We start from the raw sequence: 19,636 nt of genomic DNA, 5'->3' as shown, positions 1-19,636 counted from the left end.
TGTACGGCCGCACAGGTCACGTGGCGTGCATTCATCGACCCCGGCACTGCGCCGAGGCGATACACTACGCCCAATTAATTTTGCCGGAGTCCGCCATGCATCTCGACCAGCCCTTGTCCGATAAAGAGTTCGACGAACTCGACAAATTCCTGCTCTCCGACCGTTGTGCAGAAGACTGCATGACCATGGATTCGCTGCACGGTTACTTCACCGCGATTGTCATCGGTCCCGAGCCGGTGCCCCTGTCGGAATGGCTGCCACCGGTCTGGGGCGAGTCCGACGAAGGTGGTCCGGCCTTCAAGAACCCGAAAGAGTTCGACCACATCGTCGGCCTGATTTCACGCTTCATGAACGAAGTCGCCATCACGTTTGAAGTCGCTCCCAAAGAATTCGAGCCGCTGTTCTGCGAATTCGAATTCGAGGGCAAGCAGTTGCTCGATGGCGAAGCATGGGCATGGGGTTTCTGGGAAGGCACCCAATTGCGCGCCGATGCATGGGAACCCATCTGGACCTCGAACCTGGCCGACATCATGCGACCGATCTATCTGCTCGGCGCCGAAGAAATCGAAGAGAGCGAAATGCATCTGGTAGACACGCCGCTGAAGGCGCACAAGATGACGATCGAAATCGAATCGGCCATCCCGCATATCCTGAAATACTGGGAACCATTGCGCAAGTCGGGGATTGAAACAGTGCAGCGCGAGACGCCGAAGGTTGGTCGTAATGATGACTGTACGTGTGGCAGCGGGAAGAAGTTCAAGAAGTGTTGTGGGGCGGAGGGCTGAGTCAGGCGAGCTGGCTGCCGTAACAGACTAACGATGCCGGGCTTTACAACCAGTCCTTTCAGGAGGGGCTTTAAGCACTCGCCGGGTTGGACGGCGAGGTCTGACGTTCGCACTTGTTGTTGTTGTTGGGTGGTGTGGTGTGATGTGATGGTCGTTAGCTTAAGCAGTTTCTGCTCTCTCATTGCAGCGCGCAGTCGATGTGAGTTATCGACGATACGGCAACCGCCAATAACGTCAGGATTCGCCACCTGAAGTTCCCGTATGCTACCCTCCGCGCCATGCGACTAACCCCCTCACTACGCCACCTGACCGCCTGGATCGCCTGTTTCGCGATCCTGCTGGCCGCGCTGGCGCCGTCGGTGTCGCACGCACTAGCTGCCACCAAAGGCAGCAGCAATCTCTGGATGGAAATCTGCACCACCAGTGCCAAGCCAACCGGCACGGCCGATGGCAAAGACAGCACGATCCCCAGCCCGGCCACACACTTTGAACACTGCCCGTTCTGCCTGCACCACGCCGATACCGCCGGGCCACCGCCGTCGGCGACGTTTGCCATTCAGGTGGTGCGCAACGTCCCCCACTTCCCTGCCCTTTTTTATCAATCGCCGCGTCCGCTGTTTCTGTGGAGCGCCGCGCAGTCTCGCGCTCCGCCCGCTGCCACCTGATCGTCCCTGAGTACCCATCACCGCGCTTGCGCGGTGTGCGGCCAGTTCTCGTTTCGACACAGGAGGTTGCATGGCAACCCGTCTCAAGATTGCACTTGCCGTCAGCGTTGCTGCGGCCAATATCGCTTGCGCTCATGCGCAATCCAACGATGCCCAGGTCAAATCCCTCGGCACCATTACCGTCACCAGCCTGCAGCCCAGTTCGCTGCCGTCACAGATTCCAACCACGATGGAAGGCATCACCGGCAAGCAGATCGAGGCGACCATCAATGCCACCGACAGCGAAGACGCGCTGAAGTATTTCCCCAGCCTGCTGGTGCGCAAGCGCTACATCGGTGATTACAACCATGCGGTGCTGTCGAGCCGCGCCTCGGGCACCGGCAACAGCGCCCGGTCGGCGGTGTATGCCGATGGCATCCTGCTGTCGAATTATCTGGGCAATGGGGCGACCTACGCGCCGCGCTGGGGCCTGGTCACACCCGAAGAAATCGACCGCGCCGACGTGCTGTACGGCCCGTTCTCGGCGGCCTATCCGGGCAATTCGGTCGGTGCCGTGGTGGACTACGTGACACGCATGCCGAAGCAGTTCGAGGCGCATGTGAAGGCGGGTTATTTGTCGCAGCCATTCCGGCTCTACAACACCGGCACCACCTACAACGGCTACCAGACCAGCGCCTCGGTGGGCGACCGGTCCGGTGACTGGTCGTGGTGGCTCAATGTCAATCGGACCGACAGCCACGGCCAGCCGCTGACCTTCCCGACCCGCGCCATCAGCACCGCTGCGCCGGCAGCCAATGCGGTGGCCGTCACCGGCGCCGTCCCGGGACTCGATCGGTCCGGCGCGCCCTGGCTGATCCTCGGCACCGCGACCGAATATCACACCGTGCAGGACCATGCGAAGGTGAAGCTGGCCTACGACATTTCACCGACGATCCGCGCCAGCTACACGCTGGGATACTGGCAAAACACGTCCGAGGGCCGGCCCGATTCGTACCTGCGCAATGCCGCCAGCGGGGCTGCGGTCACGTCCGGCCCGATCAGCATCAATGGCCAAGGCTATGCGCTGACGCCGACCGATTTCAACCTCAGCAATGAAGCGATCGAGCATGTCATGCATGGCCTGTCGGTCAAGTCGAACACCAAAGGGATCTGGGACTGGGAAGCCGCCGCCAGCCTGTATAGCTACCAGAAAGACCAGTTGCGCGCCGCCACTACCGCGCTGCCCGGCGCACTGGCCGGTGGTGCCGGGACGCTCCAGGATCAGGATGGGACCGGCTGGCATACGCTGGCACTGAAAGGCATCTGGCGGCCCGATGGCATCCAGGGCGCGCATGTCGTCGATGTCGGTTTTCAGCAAGAAAATTACCGGCTGCATATCCTGAAATCGACTATCGCCGGTGACTGGCGCAGTGATGCCGCCGGTTCTCTCAACAATGAAGTTGGCGGCAAGGCGCAATTGCGCAGCCTGTATGCACAGGATCGCTGGACACTGACACCGCAGTGGCAAGCCGTGCTCGGCCTGCGGGCCGAGAACTGGCGCGCATCGGATGGCTACACGCGCTTCTCGGCGACCAGCGCCGCCAATACCCGCTACGCCGCCCGCAGCGACAACTTCCTGTCGCCAAAAGCCGCGCTGTCGTACCGCTGGTCCGATGACACGGTCCTGAAAGCCTCGATCGGACGCGCAGTACGCATGCCGACTGTCTCCGAACTGTACGGTGCGACCGCGACCAGCAATGCGCAATACGTCAACGACCCGAACCTGAAACCCGAGAAATCCTGGACCAGCGAACTGACCGCCGAAAAGGAACTCGCCAGCGGCTTGCTGCGTGCGACGTTCTTTACCGAGAACGTGCGCGACGCGCTGTATGCACAAACCACCTTTGACACCACCGCCAACAGCAACATCAGCCGGGTCCAGAACATCGCGCGCATGCAAACCCACGGCGTCGAACTGGCGTTCAGCGGTGTCGATGTCGCGCTGCGCGGCCTGGACCTGTCAGGCAGCGTCACCTACGCCGATTCACGCATCAGGGAAAACGCCGGCTTCGTGCGCGTGGCCGGCGACACCATCGGCAAATATCAGCCCAGGGTGCCGGTCTGGCGCGCCACCGCGCTGGCCAGCTACCGGATCGATCCGAAGTGGACTGCGACGCTCGGCGCACGCTACAGCGGCAATCAGTTTTCGACACTCAACAACGAAGACACCAACGGCTTTGCCTATCAGGGCGCGAGCAAGTACTTCACGACCGATCTGCGCGTGCGCTATCAACTCGCCAGGCAATGGAGCGCCGCGTTCGGCATCGACAATCTGAACAATTACAAGTACTGGAACTTCCATCCGTATCCGCAACGCAGCTACAGCGCCGAACTCAAATTCGATCTCTGATGCCATGAAAACCACGCACGTCGTTTCGTTGCATGCTCTGCGCAAAAGCCTGTACTGGCGCATCCATTTCTGGGCCGCGCTGATTGCGTCACCGTTCGCGCTGGTGGCGACGCTGACTGGCCTGCTGTACATTTTTACGCCGCAGATCGAGGTGGTGCTGTATCGGCATCTGGATCGGGCTGCCGTCGGCGGTACGGCACGGCCGCTCGACGCCATCGTGGCGGCAGCCACCCGTGCCGCACCAGCCGGATGGACGGTGCAATCGGTCCTGCCGGCCGCGTCCGATGCGGCCACCACGCAAGTCAATTTTGTGTCGCCGATGGCTGGCCATGCCGGTCATGAAGGGCATGGCCAGTCGAGCGTTGTGGTGTATGTCGATCCCGCCACGGCGCAGGTGGCCGGCAGCCTGGCGAGCCACGACCGCTTCGGCAGTTGGGCCAAACGGCTGCATTCGCGCTTGCTGCAAAACGACAGCTGGCGCTGGATGATCGAGCTGGCCGCCAGCTGGCTGATGGTGATGCTGGTGACGGGAGTCGCATTGTGGTGGCCGCGCGGCAGCAGCACGGCACTGCCGCAACGCGGTGCCAGTGGCCGACGTGCCTGGAAACAGTGGCACGCCTTCACGGGTGTCGCGCTGGCGCTGGTGAGTCTGGTGATCCTGACCACCGGCCTGACCTGGTGTCGCTATGCTGGCGACCAGATCCGCACGCTGCGCGACCGCACCGGCCAGGCCTCGCCACGGATGCCAAAAAACCTGCAGTCACAGCCGATCACGGGTATGCCATTGGACTGGCAGGCCGCACTCGACGCGACGCGCAGGCAAGTGCCTGACAGGGCATGGCAACTGACGCCGCCACGCGGCGCGACCGGTGTCTGGCGCGCCGCCAGCGTTGATCGCGCGCGGCCGGACCAGCACGTCGCGCTGGCGCTCGATGCCGGCACCGGCCAGCGGCTGTACTACGCCGACTGGGACCAGCAGACCCTGTTCGGCAAGGCGACCGCTATCGGTATCCCGTTGCATCGTGGTGAATTTGGCTGGTGGAATCAGGCACTGTTGCTGGTGTTCGGTCTGGGCATCCTGTTCTCGCTGGTATCGGGCTGGGTGATGTTTTTCAGGCGGCGGCGGCCCGGATCGATCGGGCTGCCGCGCCTGCTGCCGGGCGCGTGGCGCTCGGCCTCGGTGACAGGCTGGATCACGGCTGCGGTGTTGTGCCTGCTGATGCCGCTGATGGCGCTATCAGCGGCCTGTCTGGTGCTGCTGGAGTGCGCGATATTGCTGCGTTCTACAGCGCGTCGAGTACCGTCCTGAGCTGCGCCTCGACCTGCGGCTGACGCCAGCCACGCCGCCTGACCAGCTCGTCGATGGTGGTTGCGCGCAAGATATCCTTGCGCACGGTACCGGCATGTTCATCGTACTTGAGCCGGTCTTCATCGCCAAACACACCCTGGTCGCATTCCAGGTACTGATCATCGAACGCCCGGTTGACGATTCCGCCGATGCGCAGGATTTCATTGAAGATGGCGCGGTCATGCGGTTCGCGCGCCATCAGCGTGGCATCGATGCCGGCCGGGGCATCCAGCAAGCGCTGCACGCAACCGGTATTGCAGACCCGGGATTCGTTGCCGATGTCGTATAACCGTTCCAGCACAGCGTCCTGCAATTGCCCGGCACAGGTGCGGTCCGCGGGCCAGGTCGAATCCCGCAGTGATTGGATATGCGCCTGCAGCAAGCGCAACGTTTCCGGTGCCGTGATCGTTAGCCCATCTTCATCGACCTCGGTGTCTTGCGACAGAGTCTGTTGCACTCCTGAAAACATCAATCGGGCGCGCCAGGCATGCTGTAGCGCGGCACGATCGAACTCCGGCTGGCTGGAAATCCAGCTGGCCATGTGCACCCGGGCGGCATCAGAAACCGGTTGTAATCGCTGCGCGTGCGTAGGCTCGATGTCCAGCAGGGCGGACTGTATGCGCCGATTGGCAATGGCATCGGTGGCACGTGCACCGATGCAGCGATTGATGGTCGCGATGGCATCCTCCATTGGCAGACTGGCCGTATCGCGCTCTTGCAGCCGCGTCAGGATATCGCGACCGCGCAGCAAAAATCCTGGACGATGCACGTTGGCGTGCCAGCCTTGCTGCGCAATGTTGTTCAACTCGCCCTCGAGGGCATAGTTACCCTGTGCCTGCGCGATGTCTTCGATTTCGCTGCGGGGATAGGCAATGCCACCGATCAGAAACTGGTTGTGATAATGATGCGCCTGGTCCGGGTCCGCCTGCGGTTCCGGCGGCGCTGCCTGCAGCAGCAGGAGGGCACACTCGCGTGCCTGTCTGCTGTAGCCACGATGAAATTGCAGCGACTGCTCCAGTGCCAGCGTCAACCGGAATGCCGCGTCCTTGATATCGAGATCACGGCGCGCACCGGCGGGTGCACTCGGATGCTCCATGCTGGAATCGAGGAGCAACTTGCCGAGGTAGGCATTGGTGATGCTGGTCGCATAGCGGCACGGCGTACCCGTGCGCGGCTTGAAGTGTGTCCAGCGTTCCAGTTCTTCGATCTTGAAATCGCGGTCAGACAGGGTCGGCGGTGCACCCGCCTTGCGACGGAAATAGTCCAGCACGCGGCGCGATGTGCCCAATAGCAGGATCGCGCCATTCGGATCCGTATCGGGATGGTCGAGCAGCCGCAAGGCAACTTCTTCTTTTGGGGCAATGCCGACCCGCGCCGAACACAGTAACAGCGCCGTGATACCGGTCTGGTCAGACAAATTGACATCGATGCCAGGTGTGTCGAGCAGCTTTTCCAGCACCTGCATGTGACCGCTTTTGGCAGCAAGATGCAACGCCGCATCGAATCCGCCATGCAGCCGGTTGACATCGATACCGGCGGCGCCAACGAGCGCACCGACACTCTGTTCATGCCCCAGATCGGCAGCGATCTGAAGCGCCGTTTTGTGGTTCGCCGTCTGCGCATTCACGTCCACATCTGGCGCGCCGAGAATCGCTTCGATCACCCGTGTGTGCCCCATCTTTGCAGCCAGCTGCAATGCGGTGTAGCCAAACGACGTCAGCTGGTTAATGTCCATTGCGTGCTGACTGGCCATGGTGGAAATCACGCCGGAATGACCACCGCGAGTCGCCAGGTGCAGCGCCGAGTAACCATTGTGCGCCCATGTATTCCATTGACCAGGCATCGCATCCATCAGTACTGCCACGGCACCGGCGTGACCCTGAAATGCCGCTATATGGAGTGCGTTGAAACCGTTGGGCCTGGCGGCACGGCAATCGCATCCCCGATCGACCAGCAGTCTGACGATGTCAGTGTGACCGTTGCGAGCCGCGTGATGCAGGGCCGTCGCGCTGCGCGGGCAACGTGCTTCAACATTGAGGCGGCGGTCCTCGAGTAACGCCTGCACCACCTCGCGCTGACCCAATGATGCGGCGAGCATCAGGGGCGTCAACTGATCCGGCAAGCGCAGGTTGGGATCGGCACGCAGGCGCAACAGGGCCCTGACAGTGGCGCTGTCTTGCGCCTGAATGGCACGATGCAGCGCTGACAGGCCATTGCCATCGCGCCTGTCCTGATTGCCGATCGTGCAGGACAAGCCGCGACGCTCGGCCTGTTGCGGTGGCTGCAGTCGCACGCGCGTGTTGCGAGATGCCTCGTCTGGTGGCGTCGACGCCGAGGAACCGGCGTCGGCCGGGGTGGAGGTCAAGGCAGGTGCTATCGGGCGGGGCGGGCTGCCTGGTGGCGTGTTGCCGCCGGGGCGATTCAGGTTCATGGAAATGTCGGACAGTCATCATCAGGGTCAGTAAGACCAGCCACATCTCGCTAAATGCTGTGCTGGCTCGTAGTGTGCCGATGAGTCGCCTGAACACAAAACTGGTTCCATTGCAGCGCGATATTCGGTGTAGACGCTTCGGCAATCTCCTGAAGAAGTCGACCGTACCGCGCAGTCAGGCGGTCTGAATCCGCACCAGCCCGTGTCGCGCCGCCAGATGCAGCAACTGGAAATCATTCTCGGCATCGAGCTTTTGCCGGATTGCCGTGAGGTAATTGAGGACTGTTTTCGGACTGAGTTGCATCGCGGTGGCGATGTCGGCGGCCGATTCGCCGTGCACACGCATGCGCAGCACATCGAATTCACGCGGTGTGAGCTGGGCAAAAGCGTCCGAACCATCGGACGCGTTCTCGGCCAGAATTTGCGCAATGGCTGGTGAAAACACCCGCTTGCCGGCAGCGATGCGGCGAATTGCGTCGATCACGTCCTCCGGTTCGCAGTGCTTGGTCAGGTATCCCTGCGCGCCGCTGCGCAGTGCCTGCGTAATATGTCCGGCGTCTTCATGCATGGACAGCACCAGCACTTTCAGTGCGGGTCGGCGCGCCAGCATGCCGCGGATGGCGTCGATGCCGCTACTCCCCTTCAGGCTCAGGTCGACCAGGGCAACGTCGGCGTGCGTGGTTGTCACCAGTGCGTTGGCCTCATCGGCACGCGCGGCTTCACCGACGACTTGCAGGCCGGGTTCGGCATCGAGCAGGCGGCGGTAACCGGTCCTCACGATGGCGTGGTCGTCGACCAGGATGATGCGAATCATGTTTCCTCCCGTTGCACTTCTTTTGCCAGCGGCAAGATGATCTGCAAAACCAGTCCGCAGGGTTGTTGCGGACACATTTGCAAGCTGCCGCCGATCATCAGCAATCGTTCTTCCATGCCTGGCAGGCCACTGCCACGCAGCGCGACATCGACCGGCAAGCCGCGGCCATCGTCCTCGATCTGCAATGACAGTGCATGCAATGCCACCGAAATCGTCACCGAACACCGCCGCGCACCGCTATGCCGCACGACGTTGGTCAGCGCTTCCTGCACTACCCGGTACAGCACCAGGCCGGTCTCTTCACCCAGCGCCGGCAGGCGTGCCGGCAACACCAGCCGAAAATCGATACCCGCGTCACGTTGCTGCCAGCCGGCCACCAGTTCGCGCAGCGCGCTCGCCAGACCCGGTCCATCCAGGCCATGCGGACGCAAGCGCTTGAGCATGGCGCGCAACTGCTCGCCGGTGGTACGCACGTCGCGCCGCAAGTCTTGCGCGCAATCGCTGATCTGGCTGGCGTCGAGCTGCTGTGCATGGCGTTGCAGGTACGCTGCCGTGACGCCGATCGCCGTCAGAGTTTGTCCCATCTCGTCATGCAAATCCCTGGCCAGCGTGCGACGCTCGTCTTCCTGTACCCGGATCAGCTGACGCGACAGTTGTCGCTGCGCTGCGCGTGACGTCGACAACGCGGCAGCAAGCTGGTCGATCGCCCCGGCAACCCGACTGAATTCACGCAGTGCGAAAGCCGGCAAAGCCGGGTCGACCGCGCCCTGTGCCAACCGCTGCAAGCCCGCTTCCAGCTCGCGTACCGGCGCCAGCGCGCGGTGGGCGGACCACCATGCCACCAGCAAGGTTGCTCCGGAAAAGAACAGCAAGGTGAGCGAAAGTCGCACAGTGTCACTCAGCCGCTCCTCGATCTCGGACGAGGGATTCGGTGCGATGCGCAAACTCTGCCGACCGAGCTGCACCAGCTGACCGGCCTCGGCGGTCGGAATGATACCCAGCAGGCTGGCCATTCTGGTCGTCAGTGACGCTGGCTCCGCAGGCATCAGCTCACTGCCGGCACGGATGCTGAGGTGGCGCAACGGCGCCGCATTGAGGATCGCGGCAAGCCGGGTTGTGGCCTCGACCTGGGACAGCGCCGGATCGAACTGGCTGGCCCCCAGCAACACCCGCACCAGCTGCTCCGAGGCGATCACTTCGGCCCGCACATCCTTGTGCAGCGAATACAGATTGATAACGACCGTCACCAATAACAGCACCAGCAGCAATGCGCCAAGGTAGCCAACCAGCCGTCGTCTGAGATCCATTGTCTGCTCCATGCGCTGCTGCCCGAACTTACCCGTTGAACTTACCCACTACCCTACCGATTGACCATACCGCGCAAGTTGCATGCCGGCGAACGCCCGTCGGGAATTTTTCCCGGTTTTACCGTGGCAAAGTCCTGCTTCTTGTCTCCGCGGGCCGACTATACTCGGGTCGCCGCCGGCACAGACCGGCTACAAAAAACAATAATCCATCCCAGGAGACCTCGTGCCCCATCCCATCTTCCGTCCCGGTCACAAGACGACCCTCGCCTTTGCGTTATCCGCCGCATTCAGTACGGCCGTCCACGCCCAGCAGGAGCAGAAACTCGCGCCCGTCGAGGTCATCGGCATCACCCCGCTGCCCGGCTTGGGCCAACCGCGCAACGAAATTGCCGCGCCAGTCCAGAGCGCCCGCAGCGCCGACCTGCTGCGCAGCGGCGCGCTCGACCTGAGCGACTTCATGAACCAGCGCCTGGGCAGCGTGCATGTCAATGAAATGCAGGGCAATCCGTTCCAGCTCGATGTCAGTTATCGCGGCTATACCGCGTCGCCGTTGCTGGGGACGCCGCAAGGCATGTCGGTCTACATGGACGGCGTGCGCATGAACCAGCCATTTGGCGACGTAATGAGCTGGGACCTGATTCCGCGCGGCGCGATTGCGTCGATGACGCTGATGCCGGGCTCGAATCCGTTGTTCGGACTGAACACGCTGGGGGGCGCGTTGTCGGTACAGACCAAGGATGGCCGCAGCAATCCCGGCACGTCCATCCAGACCACGCTGGGCAGCAATGCCCGACGCGCGGTCGAAGTCGAACATGGCGGTTTTAATGACAAGGGTTTGAGCTGGTACCTCAACGGCAACCTGTTTCGCGAAGATGGTTGGCGCAATGATTCGCCCTCCGATGTGCGGCAGGTGTTTGGCAAACTGGGCTGGCGCGATGGCAGCACCGACCTGAAACTGACGCTGTCCCACGCTGACAACCAGCTCAATGGCAACGGCTTGCAGGAACAGCGCTTGCTGGCGTCGGATCGCGCCAGTGTCTACACCAAACCGGACATCACGCAAAACCGCTCGACCCTGCTCAACCTGGTCGCCAGCCACAGCGTCAGCGAGCAGTTGCAGTTCTCCGGCAACCTGTATTTCCGGGATATCCGCACATCGACCTATAACGGCGATATCAACGAAGCCGCGCTGGATCAATCCATCGTGCAACCGTCGGCGGCCGACCAGAGCGCACTGACTGCGGCCGGTTACAGCGGTTTTCCGGCCAGTGGCGCAACGGCGGCCAACACGCCGTTCCCGTACTGGCGCTGCATTGCACAGGTGCTGCAAAACGATGAACCGGCCGAGAAGTGCAACGGCCTGATCAACCGCACCCGCACCGAACAACAGAATTACGGCGTCTCCGGACAACTCACCTGGCTGGGCACGCTGGCCGGCCAGCGCAACCAGCTGGTGGCCGGCGCCGGCTATGACGCCAGCCGGGTCCGGTTCGGCCAATCGTCCCAGCTCGGCTACCTCAATGCGGACCGCAGCATCACGGCCTTGAATGCCTTTGGCGATGGTGTCAGCGGCGGCACCGTGGATGGCGCACCGTATGACACGCGCGTCGATCTGTCGGGCCGCATCCGGACCTGGAGCGTGTTTGCCAGCGATACGCTGTCGCTGCGCGAACAGCTGCATCTGACGCTATCGGGCCGCTACAACACCACCGCGATCCGCAATCGCGATGCGCTGCATGCCGACGGCGACCCGGCATCGCTGAGCGGGGACCACACGTTCTCGCGCCTGAATCCGGCCATCGGCATGACCTGGAGCCCGACCGCGCAGCTCAATGCCTACCTCGGACTCAACGAAAGTAGCCGCGCGCCAACCGCCATCGAACTCGGTTGCGCCAATCCCGAGCAGCCCTGCAAGTTGCCCAATGCGATGGCCGGTGATCCGCCGTTGCAGCAAGTCGTCACGCGCACCGCCGAAGCCGGCGTGCGCGGAACAGCAGCGGGCAATCTGCAATGGAACGCCGGTGTGTTCCATGCCGAAAACCGCAACGACATCCTGTTCGTGGCCGACAACCAGGCTGGCTACGGTTACTTCAGGAATTTTGGAAAAACCCGACGCAAGGGCGTCGAACTGGGTCTGAGCGGCAAGCTCGGCAAGGTCAGCCTGGGTGCGCATTACACCTTGCTGGACGCTACCTATCAGAGCGCAGAAACGGTCAATGGCAGCAGTAACAGCAGTAACAGCAGTAACAGCAGCAACAGCGGCACGGCCAGCGCCGGCACGCCCGGCCTCGACGGCACGATCAATATTCGTCCCGGCGACCGCATTCCGCTGGTGCCACGGCAGATGCTGAAACTGTCGGCCGACTATGCCGTGTCGCCCGCCCTGAACTTTAGCAGCAGCATGGTGGCCATGGCCGGCGCACTGGCACGCGGCAACGAGAACAACGGCCATCAACCGGATGGCACGACCTACCTCGGCCAGGGCCGTAGCGCCGGCTATACCCTCTTCAACCTCGGCGCCAACTACGCGGTGACGCCGCAGCTGCAACTGATCGCGCAAGTCAACAATGTGTTTGATACCCGCTACAGCACGGCAGCTCAGCTGGGAGCGACCGGCTTTGACGGCGGTGGCAACTTCGTCGCGCGTCCGTTTGGTGGTTCGGCGGCTGATGGCTACGCGCTGCAGCATGCGACCTTTTATGCGCCGGGTGCACCGCGCCTGTTCTGGGTCGGATTGCGCTATGCGTTCGAGAAGACTTCCGGCGGCTGAGGCTGACACCGCCCATCCGATCGGGTGTCAGGCATCCCTGCAAAACCGGTTCAGCGCCGGTTTTCGGTATTTTGCTGCTCGTGCGCCTTGAGCGTTTCGGCGACCTCCGTATGGCCCCACGCTTCGGCAAGCTGTAATGGCGTGCGTCCGTTGTTCATCCGGACGTCACTGGCTATCCCGGGCGTCGCAAGCAGTATGTGGACCGCATCATGATTGCCATGCGATGCCGCAAAATGCAGTGGCGTCGCCCCGGTATAGTCCCGCTTGTTCACGTCAATCTGGCGCGAGTTCAGCAGCAGCCACAACAATCTCGCGTTACCAGTCTGCGCGACGCAATGCAACGGGGTGGACTGCGTCAGCGACTCCGCATTGACGTTGATGCCGGGCGTACCAAGCAGGACCAACGCCATTGGTGCATTCGATGCCCGTGCGGCCATATGCAACGTCGTGGCACCCTGTACATCTACCGGCGCGTTGACATTGATGTCGGGATGCAGCAACAGCTCGGCCACAAGAGCAATATTGTCGGTAGCGGCAGCGATCGAGAGCGTCGAACGGTTCGACACATCTCTCATGTTGACATTGACTCCCTGGATGCCGACAAGCAACCGTACAACATCGAGTTCATTATGTTTCAGGGCGCGCATCAAGGCTGTCCAGTGCGAGTGATCGGTCACATTGACATCACTTCCCGGCATGCCAAGCAATCGCAGCACCGTTTCCGGATATCCGCGGGCGGCGGCAAGATGCAGCGCAACGGACCCGTCCGAGGTACGGGCATGAAGATCAACACCAGGGGTGCGTCCCAGCAGAGAGAGTTTGTCGTTCATTCCGTGTAGTGCCGCGAAGTGCAGTGGCGTGGCGTTGGTATCTGTCAATTTTGCGTTCAGGTTGATACCGCTGGCTCGTTGTATCAGCATGTTCAGCGTGCTCAGGTCGCCGTCAGTGACGGCCAGATGCAGTGCGGTCAGGCCGCTGGGGTGCGTCGCATTGCACTGGATATCCGGGTGATCAAGCAACAGCTGCATGACTTCGTGATCGCTTTGCGACGTTGCCAGCATCAATGCGCTGTACCCCTCGGCTGACGTGCCGTTGGGATCGGAATGGGGCAGAAGCGTTTGTATGACAGGAAAATTCTTGGCGGCGATTGCCTCACACAAAGTGGGTTGCACGGAAACCGCAGCACGCAGTGCCCGCGCGGCGCGGGCGCCATGCATCGCGGGCTGATGCATGCTTGATCCGGACGATGCAGGAGCGGGAATATTTTCCTGGTGCGGCGCTTCCGGAAAAAAATAGGCGGGTATATGCGGCGGGCTGTTCGACGGCGAATTGACGTTCATGGGGGAAGTAGGCTCTTCAAAAATTGATCAACTCCGCTGTCTGGACAGACAGCCCGGATGACGCTCAGTGTGTGCCGTTACGACCCGCCTCGGTTCCATGAGAATGCAACAATTTTTAAAAAGCGATCCTAAACCTCATGCCCTTGTAGCGCAGGATCGCGGACTTGGGCATCAGGCTCTCCAGCACCAGGCCCGGCGCGACCTCGTCGCCTTCGTGCACCAGCCGCTTGTCGATCAACAGCATGCGGTCGGCCGGATTGTCGGAGTACATCGAGCCACCGATCGCAAGCGGTGGCAGCTCCCGCTGCAAGTTGGGCGGTAGGGTTGCGAGCGTGAGCATCGGACCTGATGGCGCTGTTGTCGATGGCACAGTCGTACCCGCGACCATGACGGGGGCCGCCGGCAATGCCGGCTCGGTGCGCAGTGCGGGTATCGGCTTAGGTGCTGGCCTGGGTGCCGGCTTGGGTACAGGCCTGGCAAGCGGCGGTGGAACAGCCACGTCGGCGGCCAACTGCGCCGATGACGCACCGACCTCGACGGGCTGCAGCGGGTGCGCCTGCGGCTGAGCAATCAACGCAACCGGTACCACCGGACGGTTCAGCCACCACGCCAGCACCAACAGCGCCAGGCACAGTCCGGCCAGCGCCAGCCAGGTCGCACGCCGCTGCCACAGGCTGGCCGGATGCGACGGCGCCAGGCCGGGTACGGCTCGCGAATGCAGGCCGGGCAATTCGCCCAGGTGCCGTTCTGCATCGGCCTTTTTGAGCGCATCGAGAATCATGGACATCGGCTTATTTCCTTGCTGGCGACGGGTCAATGACACGCGGGTCCAGACGGGGCTCGTCCGAACCGGCAGCCGTCGCCAATCGCATCAGGGTTTGTGGACCAGCGACACCATCAGGACTTAGCCCCTGCGCCAGCTGAAAGCGACGGATCCGCGGTTCGTCATACACCGCGTCGGTCGATGGCGGCGGCGAGCGATCTACCCGCGCCAGCCGGACCGCAACCCAGTCGACCGCCGGGCCGCGATCGCCTTGCATGATCAACTTGCGAAACTGCTCCGGACCACGCCACAGCGTACTGAATTCGCCATCCCAGCGGCGCGCCAGCGAATCCAGGTTGACCGTGTCTGACACCCCATCGATCTGCAGCGTGACAGCGCTTGCACCGACGCCTGTGAGCACGGCGTAATAAGGTTTGTCGTCATCGTCGCGCAGCGTCAGGATCGCCGGTCGACCAAGCTGGCGCAGTTCGTTCATGCCTTTGCCGGTGAAGCAATACAGACTCTTCGCCTGCAACGCCTTGCAGGATGCGTCACCGCTGAAGTCCGCCTGCCAGAGCTGCGCCAGCTGCCGATAGGCCGCGGGCAGATCACGCGCCGCCTCACCGACCACGACCGGCGCGCGCTCATTGACAACTACAGGTGCCGGAGCAAGCGCCATAGACGGTGCAGAAATAGCAGGAGCGGTAGAAGCGGCGGGAGCGGCAGGAGTGGCGGCAAGCGCCTGCACACTGGCAGCACCGACCACAGGCTGCTTTTTGGTGCTCCTCAAAAGCGCGTCGACATCGCCGAAGATGCCACCCAAAACGAGGATGACTGCCAGCGCACCCAGCCCGATCGAACGCCACCTGACATTGCCGGGTAGCGCACGGCCAAACACTTCCAGCGCCGCCGCATCGACAGTACGCGCATCCACCGCATGCTTGCCAGCGGCATACGCGCCCAGCAACGCGCGGTCGCACAGCAGGTTGATCCGGCGCGGAATGCCCCGCGTGCGCCGGTGGATGCGGCGGATCACCCGTGCGCTGAAAGGTGCAGCCTGCTTGCTGCCGGCCACCGCCAGACGATGGGCAATGTACTGCGTCGTCTCGGCCGGTGACAGGGCGTCCAGGTGAAAACGGGCGATGACGCGCTGCGCCAGTTGCTCCAGCTCGGGCCGCTCCAGCATCGTGCGCAGTTCGGGTTGGCCGATCAGGATAATTTGCAGCAGCTTGCGCTCGTTGGTTTCGAGGTTGGTCAGCAGGCGCAATTGCTCAAGCACGTCAGCCGACAGGTTTTGCGCCTCGTCGATGATCAGGACATTGTTCTGTTTGACGGCGTGGGTCGCCAGCAGATAGCGGTTCAGCGGATCAATGAAATCCTTGACGGTGGCAGTCTCTTCGACGCGGCGCTGCACCGCGATGCCGAACTCGTCACAGATCGATTGCAGCAGTTCGATCACGGTCTGCTTCGGATTGAACAGATAGGCGACATTGCAGCGCGCCGGAATCTGTTCCAGGAACAAACGGCACACGGTCGTCTTGCCGGCACCGATCTCGCCGGTCAGCAGCACGAAACCACCGCCGCCGTTCAGACCGTACAGCAAATGCCCCAGCGCCTCGCGATGCCGTTCACTCATGAACAGGTAGCGTGGATCAGGAGCAATCGAAAAAGGGTTTTGCCGGAGGCCGAAGAATCGCTGGTACATGTCCGAAGGCTAGCACAAAGCCATCACCGTCAAGCTTGCCGTCGGCAAGCCCGTTGCGCTTACTGCCACTGCAGCCATGCCGCTACCGGCATCGGTCGTGCCAGCAGATAGCCCTGCAATGCGGTGCAACCGGCCGCCTTCAGGAAGTCGGCCTGTTCGCGGGTTTCCACGCCTTCGGCGACGACCCGCAAGCCAAGGTGGCCGGCCATCGACAGGATGGTCTGGACGATGGCGGTATCGCCGGGATTATCGGGATTGCCGGGCGTATCCTGCACGAAGCTGCGATCGATCTTCAGTTCGTACAGTGGCAATCGACGCAAGTAGCCGAGGCTGGAATAACCGGTACCGAAATCATCGATCGAGAAGCGGATTCCGATACTCACCAGCTCATGCATGCGCAGGATGGTCTCTTCCAGATTCTCGATCAGCAAGCCTTCGGTCACTTCAAAAATCAGTTGCGAGGCGTCAGCACCGGTCTCGGCCAGAATCGCTTTGACCTGACCCGCAAAGTCGATCTGGCGGAACTGGCGCGGACTGACATTGATCGATACCGGTAGCGGATGGCCGGCTTCTTGCAGACGTAATACCGTCCGGCAGCCTTCCCGCAACACCCAGTCACCCAGTGGCAGAATCAGCCCCGACTCCTCGGCGGCAGGGATGAACACCGCCGGCGACACCGGCCCGCGTACCGGGTGGGTCCAGCGCATCAGCATTTCGCAGCCATCCGGCTGGCCGGCGGCATCAAACTGCGGTTGCAGGAACATCTCCAGCTGGTCGGTGCCGATGGCTTCGGCCAGATCATTTTCAAGCGCCAGCCGCTGTTCGACATCGGACTGCATCGCCGCCTCGAAAAACGCGATGCGATTGCGCCCGGCACTTTTTGCCCGATACATGGCGGTATCAGCTTCACGCAGCAGGTCTTCGGTGGTCTGTCCGGGCTTGGGCAGCAGCGTCACGCCGATGCTGCCGCCGGAAAGATAGGATTGCCCGTCGATCAGGAAGGGGCGGCTGAGCGCCTCGCGGATTTTTTCGGCGACTGCCATCGACTGCCGGGTGCCGGTCAGCATGTCGGCAGCAAGGCGCGGCAACAGCACCACGAACTCATCGCCACCGATGCGCGCGACGGTATCTTCGGTACGCAACAGCCCGGCAAGACGCTGTGCCACCAGCCGCAACAGTGCGTCGCCGGTGGCATGTCCGCGCGCATCGTTGACGTTCTTGAAGTGATCCAGATCGATGAACAGCACGCCACCAATTTCGCCGCTGCGCTGTGCCGAAGCCAGCAACAAGCTCAGCCGGTCCAGCAACAGTCGCCGGTTGGGTAATTCGGTGAGGGCATCGAAAAAGGCCAACTGGTGAATCTCACGTTCGGTCCGTATCCGTTCTGTGCTGTCGCGCATGACCAGGCTGGTGACCTCTATGCCATTGGCATCGGTATAGAGCGAACTGGTCAGTTCTGCCTCGAACAGGCTGCCGTCGCCGCGCACCATGGTGAGTTCACCCCGCGTATTGCCGCTGGTCGCACGCTCCACCAGCATCGCGGCCAGCCGGGTGTCGCCCGAAAACACCAGGTCGGCGCGGGTGTGACTGCACAATTGCTCTTCGGTCATGCCAAAAATTTTGCAGGCAGCCGAATTGGCAGCCAGGACCATGCCATTTGCATATGCGTGCACAACGCCATCAAGACTGTTTTCAAACAGCAGCCGAAAGCGGTTTTCGTTGGCAAGAGCGGCTTGTTCCGCCAATTTTCGTTCAGTAATGTCCTGGATGGCGCCGGAATAGCGCACGGCTTTGCCGGCAGCATCCCGCTCAATCACGCCGAATACGTCGATCCAGCGCACGCCGCCATCAGGGCGGATGATCCGGTATTGCATGTTCGATGATGTCTTGCCTTCGACCAGTCCAGTGCGGCGCTGGCGGACTTGCGCCAGGTCGTCCGGGTGAATCAGGCGTTCATAGTCATCCTGCGAAATGCGTTCGGTAGCGGTATCCAGTCCCAGAATCGCAAACAGGATTGGCGAGGCTGTGTATTCCCGGCGCACCAGGTCCATTGCGTAAAAACCGACCCGGGTGATTTCCTGTGCTTCGATCAATTGCCGCTGGTTGCTGCGCAACTTGGCCAGCATGCTGGAAAATCCCGCATCGAGTTCGGCAAACTCGGCATTGGCCGGCGGCGTTGCGGGCAAGTCGTTATCGGCATTGCCAACGATATCCTGCTCCGCCCTGTGCATCCGTTCAAGCAAACGCGCTACCGGTTGTTCCAGGCTGCGTCGCGCAATCAACCAGGCCAGCAGGAAACCGAACAGCGATGCCGCTGCCAGTAACACAAATTGCACAATCAACTGCTGGTTAGCGACAGCCACAAGATCGGACTGGAGCACGGAAACATCGACTACCAGCGCGTCGCCGCTCACCCACTTCTGGACATGCAGCCACTGCGCACCATGGACGTCGGTAGTCATGAAAGGGTTATTGCTACTCGTCGGAAGCTGGGTTCGTATCACCTGCTCGATATCGGGTGTTCCGATCGGATCACGCACATTGCCACTCGAAAACAGCAAGTGTCCGCCAGAGTCGCTGATGCGGATATGGAAACGCTCCGAGAGCGAGACAGATTTAAGTTGTGTGGCAAAAAAATCCAGATCGAGCGTCGCGAAAGCGACGCCACGCAATTGGCTATCGTAGTCGTAGACCGGCATCGCAAAGTCCAGCAAATCACGCCCAGGTGTCACGCCATTCTGGTAGTCCCCGACCTGAAATTTTCCGGACTCGGCCACCTGCCGGAGCAGCGGCTGTTGATCATCCCGCACACGCACTACGCTGGCGCCAGACTCGCATTCCATGTTTCCCTGCAGGTCGAACAAACCGATCGCGGCATAGCCCGGACTGGCTGCCTTCACATTGCGCAGATATTCGCCGCAGATGACGCGCAAGTCATTGCGTCTTACCGATGGCCCGCTGGCCACCGTCGTCAGGATCTGGCGTACGCCGCCTATCAATTGGTCTTGATTGGCCGCGACCAGCCTGGCAACCGAGTCGATTTCCTGTTGCGCTCGCAAGAGTGCATCGCGCTGCAGCACAAGCGAGGTATAGAGGTTGATTGCCACACCCGGAGCGACTGCGATGAAGGCAAGCAGAATCAGTAACGCGCGTAAGCGGATTTTTTGTTTCGGGCGCGCGGCCTGTGGATGGATGACATTCATTGATCGATTTTTGGCTACGGGCAGTCGGTCCGGAATAGCCAGCCAGGTTCGCCAAACCGGACTGTCCCGAGAGTATGCAACAGCAAAGAATTAAAAATCCCCGTCATCATGAAAAA

General features: G+C 61.8%; 12 protein-coding genes. 5 read left to right on the top strand and 7 right to left on the bottom strand.

Going from position 1 to position 19,636, the window contains the following annotated elements:
* Positions 1–95 precede the first annotated feature (95 nt).
* The 4 genes from ABD720_RS01915 (at position 96) to ABD720_RS01900 (ending at position 5,148) form a co-directional block, all read left to right on the top strand.
* A complete protein-coding gene (locus ABD720_RS01915; RefSeq protein WP_344761522.1) occupies positions 96–785 on the top strand; it encodes a UPF0149 family protein in 690 nt (229 codons plus the stop codon).
* A 278-nt stretch (positions 786–1,063) separates the two neighbouring features.
* Positions 1,064–1,450, top strand: a complete 387-nt coding sequence (locus ABD720_RS01910) for a DUF2946 domain-containing protein (protein ID WP_344761521.1) — start codon at positions 1,064–1,066, stop codon at positions 1,448–1,450.
* 70 nt (positions 1,451–1,520) lie between these two features.
* On the top strand, positions 1,521–3,839 hold the full coding sequence (locus ABD720_RS01905; RefSeq protein ID WP_344761520.1) for a TonB-dependent receptor: 2,319 nt from the start codon (positions 1,521–1,523) through the stop codon (positions 3,837–3,839).
* Between the two features lie 4 nt (positions 3,840–3,843).
* The gene (locus ABD720_RS01900) at positions 3,844–5,148 is read left to right on the top strand and encodes a PepSY-associated TM helix domain-containing protein (protein WP_344761519.1); all 1,305 of its coding nucleotides are present in this window, start codon (positions 3,844–3,846) and stop codon (positions 5,146–5,148) included.
* Here ABD720_RS01900 and ABD720_RS01895 read toward each other — a convergent pair.
* The 3 genes from ABD720_RS01895 to ABD720_RS01885 form a co-directional block, all read right to left on the bottom strand.
* Positions 5,123–7,618 carry an ankyrin repeat domain-containing protein gene (locus ABD720_RS01895; protein ID WP_344761518.1) on the bottom strand — a complete coding sequence of 832 codons (2,496 nt, stop codon included), beginning with the start codon at positions 7,616–7,618 and terminating at the stop codon, positions 5,123–5,125. The two genes, ABD720_RS01900 and ABD720_RS01895, sit on opposite strands and share 26 nt — an antisense overlap.
* 175 nt (positions 7,619–7,793) lie before the next feature.
* Positions 7,794–8,432 carry a response regulator gene (locus ABD720_RS01890; protein WP_344761517.1) on the bottom strand — a complete coding sequence of 213 codons (639 nt, stop codon included), beginning with the start codon at positions 8,430–8,432 and terminating at the stop codon, positions 7,794–7,796.
* Complete coding sequence (locus ABD720_RS01885) at positions 8,429–9,739, bottom strand: sensor histidine kinase (RefSeq protein WP_344761516.1); 1,311 nt, start codon at positions 9,737–9,739, stop codon at positions 8,429–8,431. The genes ABD720_RS01890 and ABD720_RS01885 overlap by 4 nt, the downstream gene beginning before the upstream one ends.
* Before the next feature lie 223 nt (positions 9,740–9,962).
* Between ABD720_RS01885 and ABD720_RS01880 the strand changes: the two genes are divergently transcribed.
* Entirely contained in the window at positions 9,963–12,509 is a 2,547-nt protein-coding gene (locus ABD720_RS01880; protein WP_344761515.1) for a TonB-dependent receptor, read from the top strand.
* 50 nt (positions 12,510–12,559) lie between these two features.
* On the opposite strand, the gene ABD720_RS01875 is transcribed toward ABD720_RS01880, so the two are convergent.
* From ABD720_RS01875 to ABD720_RS01860, 4 genes are all read right to left on the bottom strand, one after another.
* Positions 12,560–13,849, bottom strand: coding sequence for an ankyrin repeat domain-containing protein (locus tag ABD720_RS01875; RefSeq protein ID WP_344761514.1), 1,290 nt, complete (start codon positions 13,847–13,849; stop codon positions 12,560–12,562).
* 115 nt (positions 13,850–13,964) lie between these two features.
* Positions 13,965–14,636 carry a general secretion pathway protein GspB gene (locus ABD720_RS01870; RefSeq protein ID WP_344761513.1) on the bottom strand — a complete coding sequence of 224 codons (672 nt, stop codon included), beginning with the start codon at positions 14,634–14,636 and terminating at the stop codon, positions 13,965–13,967.
* 4 nt (positions 14,637–14,640) lie between these two features.
* On the bottom strand, positions 14,641–16,248 hold the full coding sequence (locus ABD720_RS01865; protein WP_344761512.1) for an ExeA family protein: 1,608 nt from the start codon (positions 16,246–16,248) through the stop codon (positions 14,641–14,643).
* Between the two features lie 128 nt (positions 16,249–16,376).
* On the bottom strand, positions 16,377–19,520 hold the full coding sequence (locus ABD720_RS01860; RefSeq protein WP_344761511.1) for a bifunctional diguanylate cyclase/phosphodiesterase: 3,144 nt from the start codon (positions 19,518–19,520) through the stop codon (positions 16,377–16,379).
* Between the last annotated feature and the right edge of the window lie 116 nt (positions 19,521–19,636).

Source organism: Actimicrobium antarcticum (assembly GCF_039536745.1).
Classification (GTDB): Bacteria; Pseudomonadota; Gammaproteobacteria; order Burkholderiales; family Burkholderiaceae_D; genus Actimicrobium; species Actimicrobium antarcticum.
Note: the sequence above shows the minus strand (reverse complement) of the source record. Positions and strands in the feature narration are given on the sequence as shown.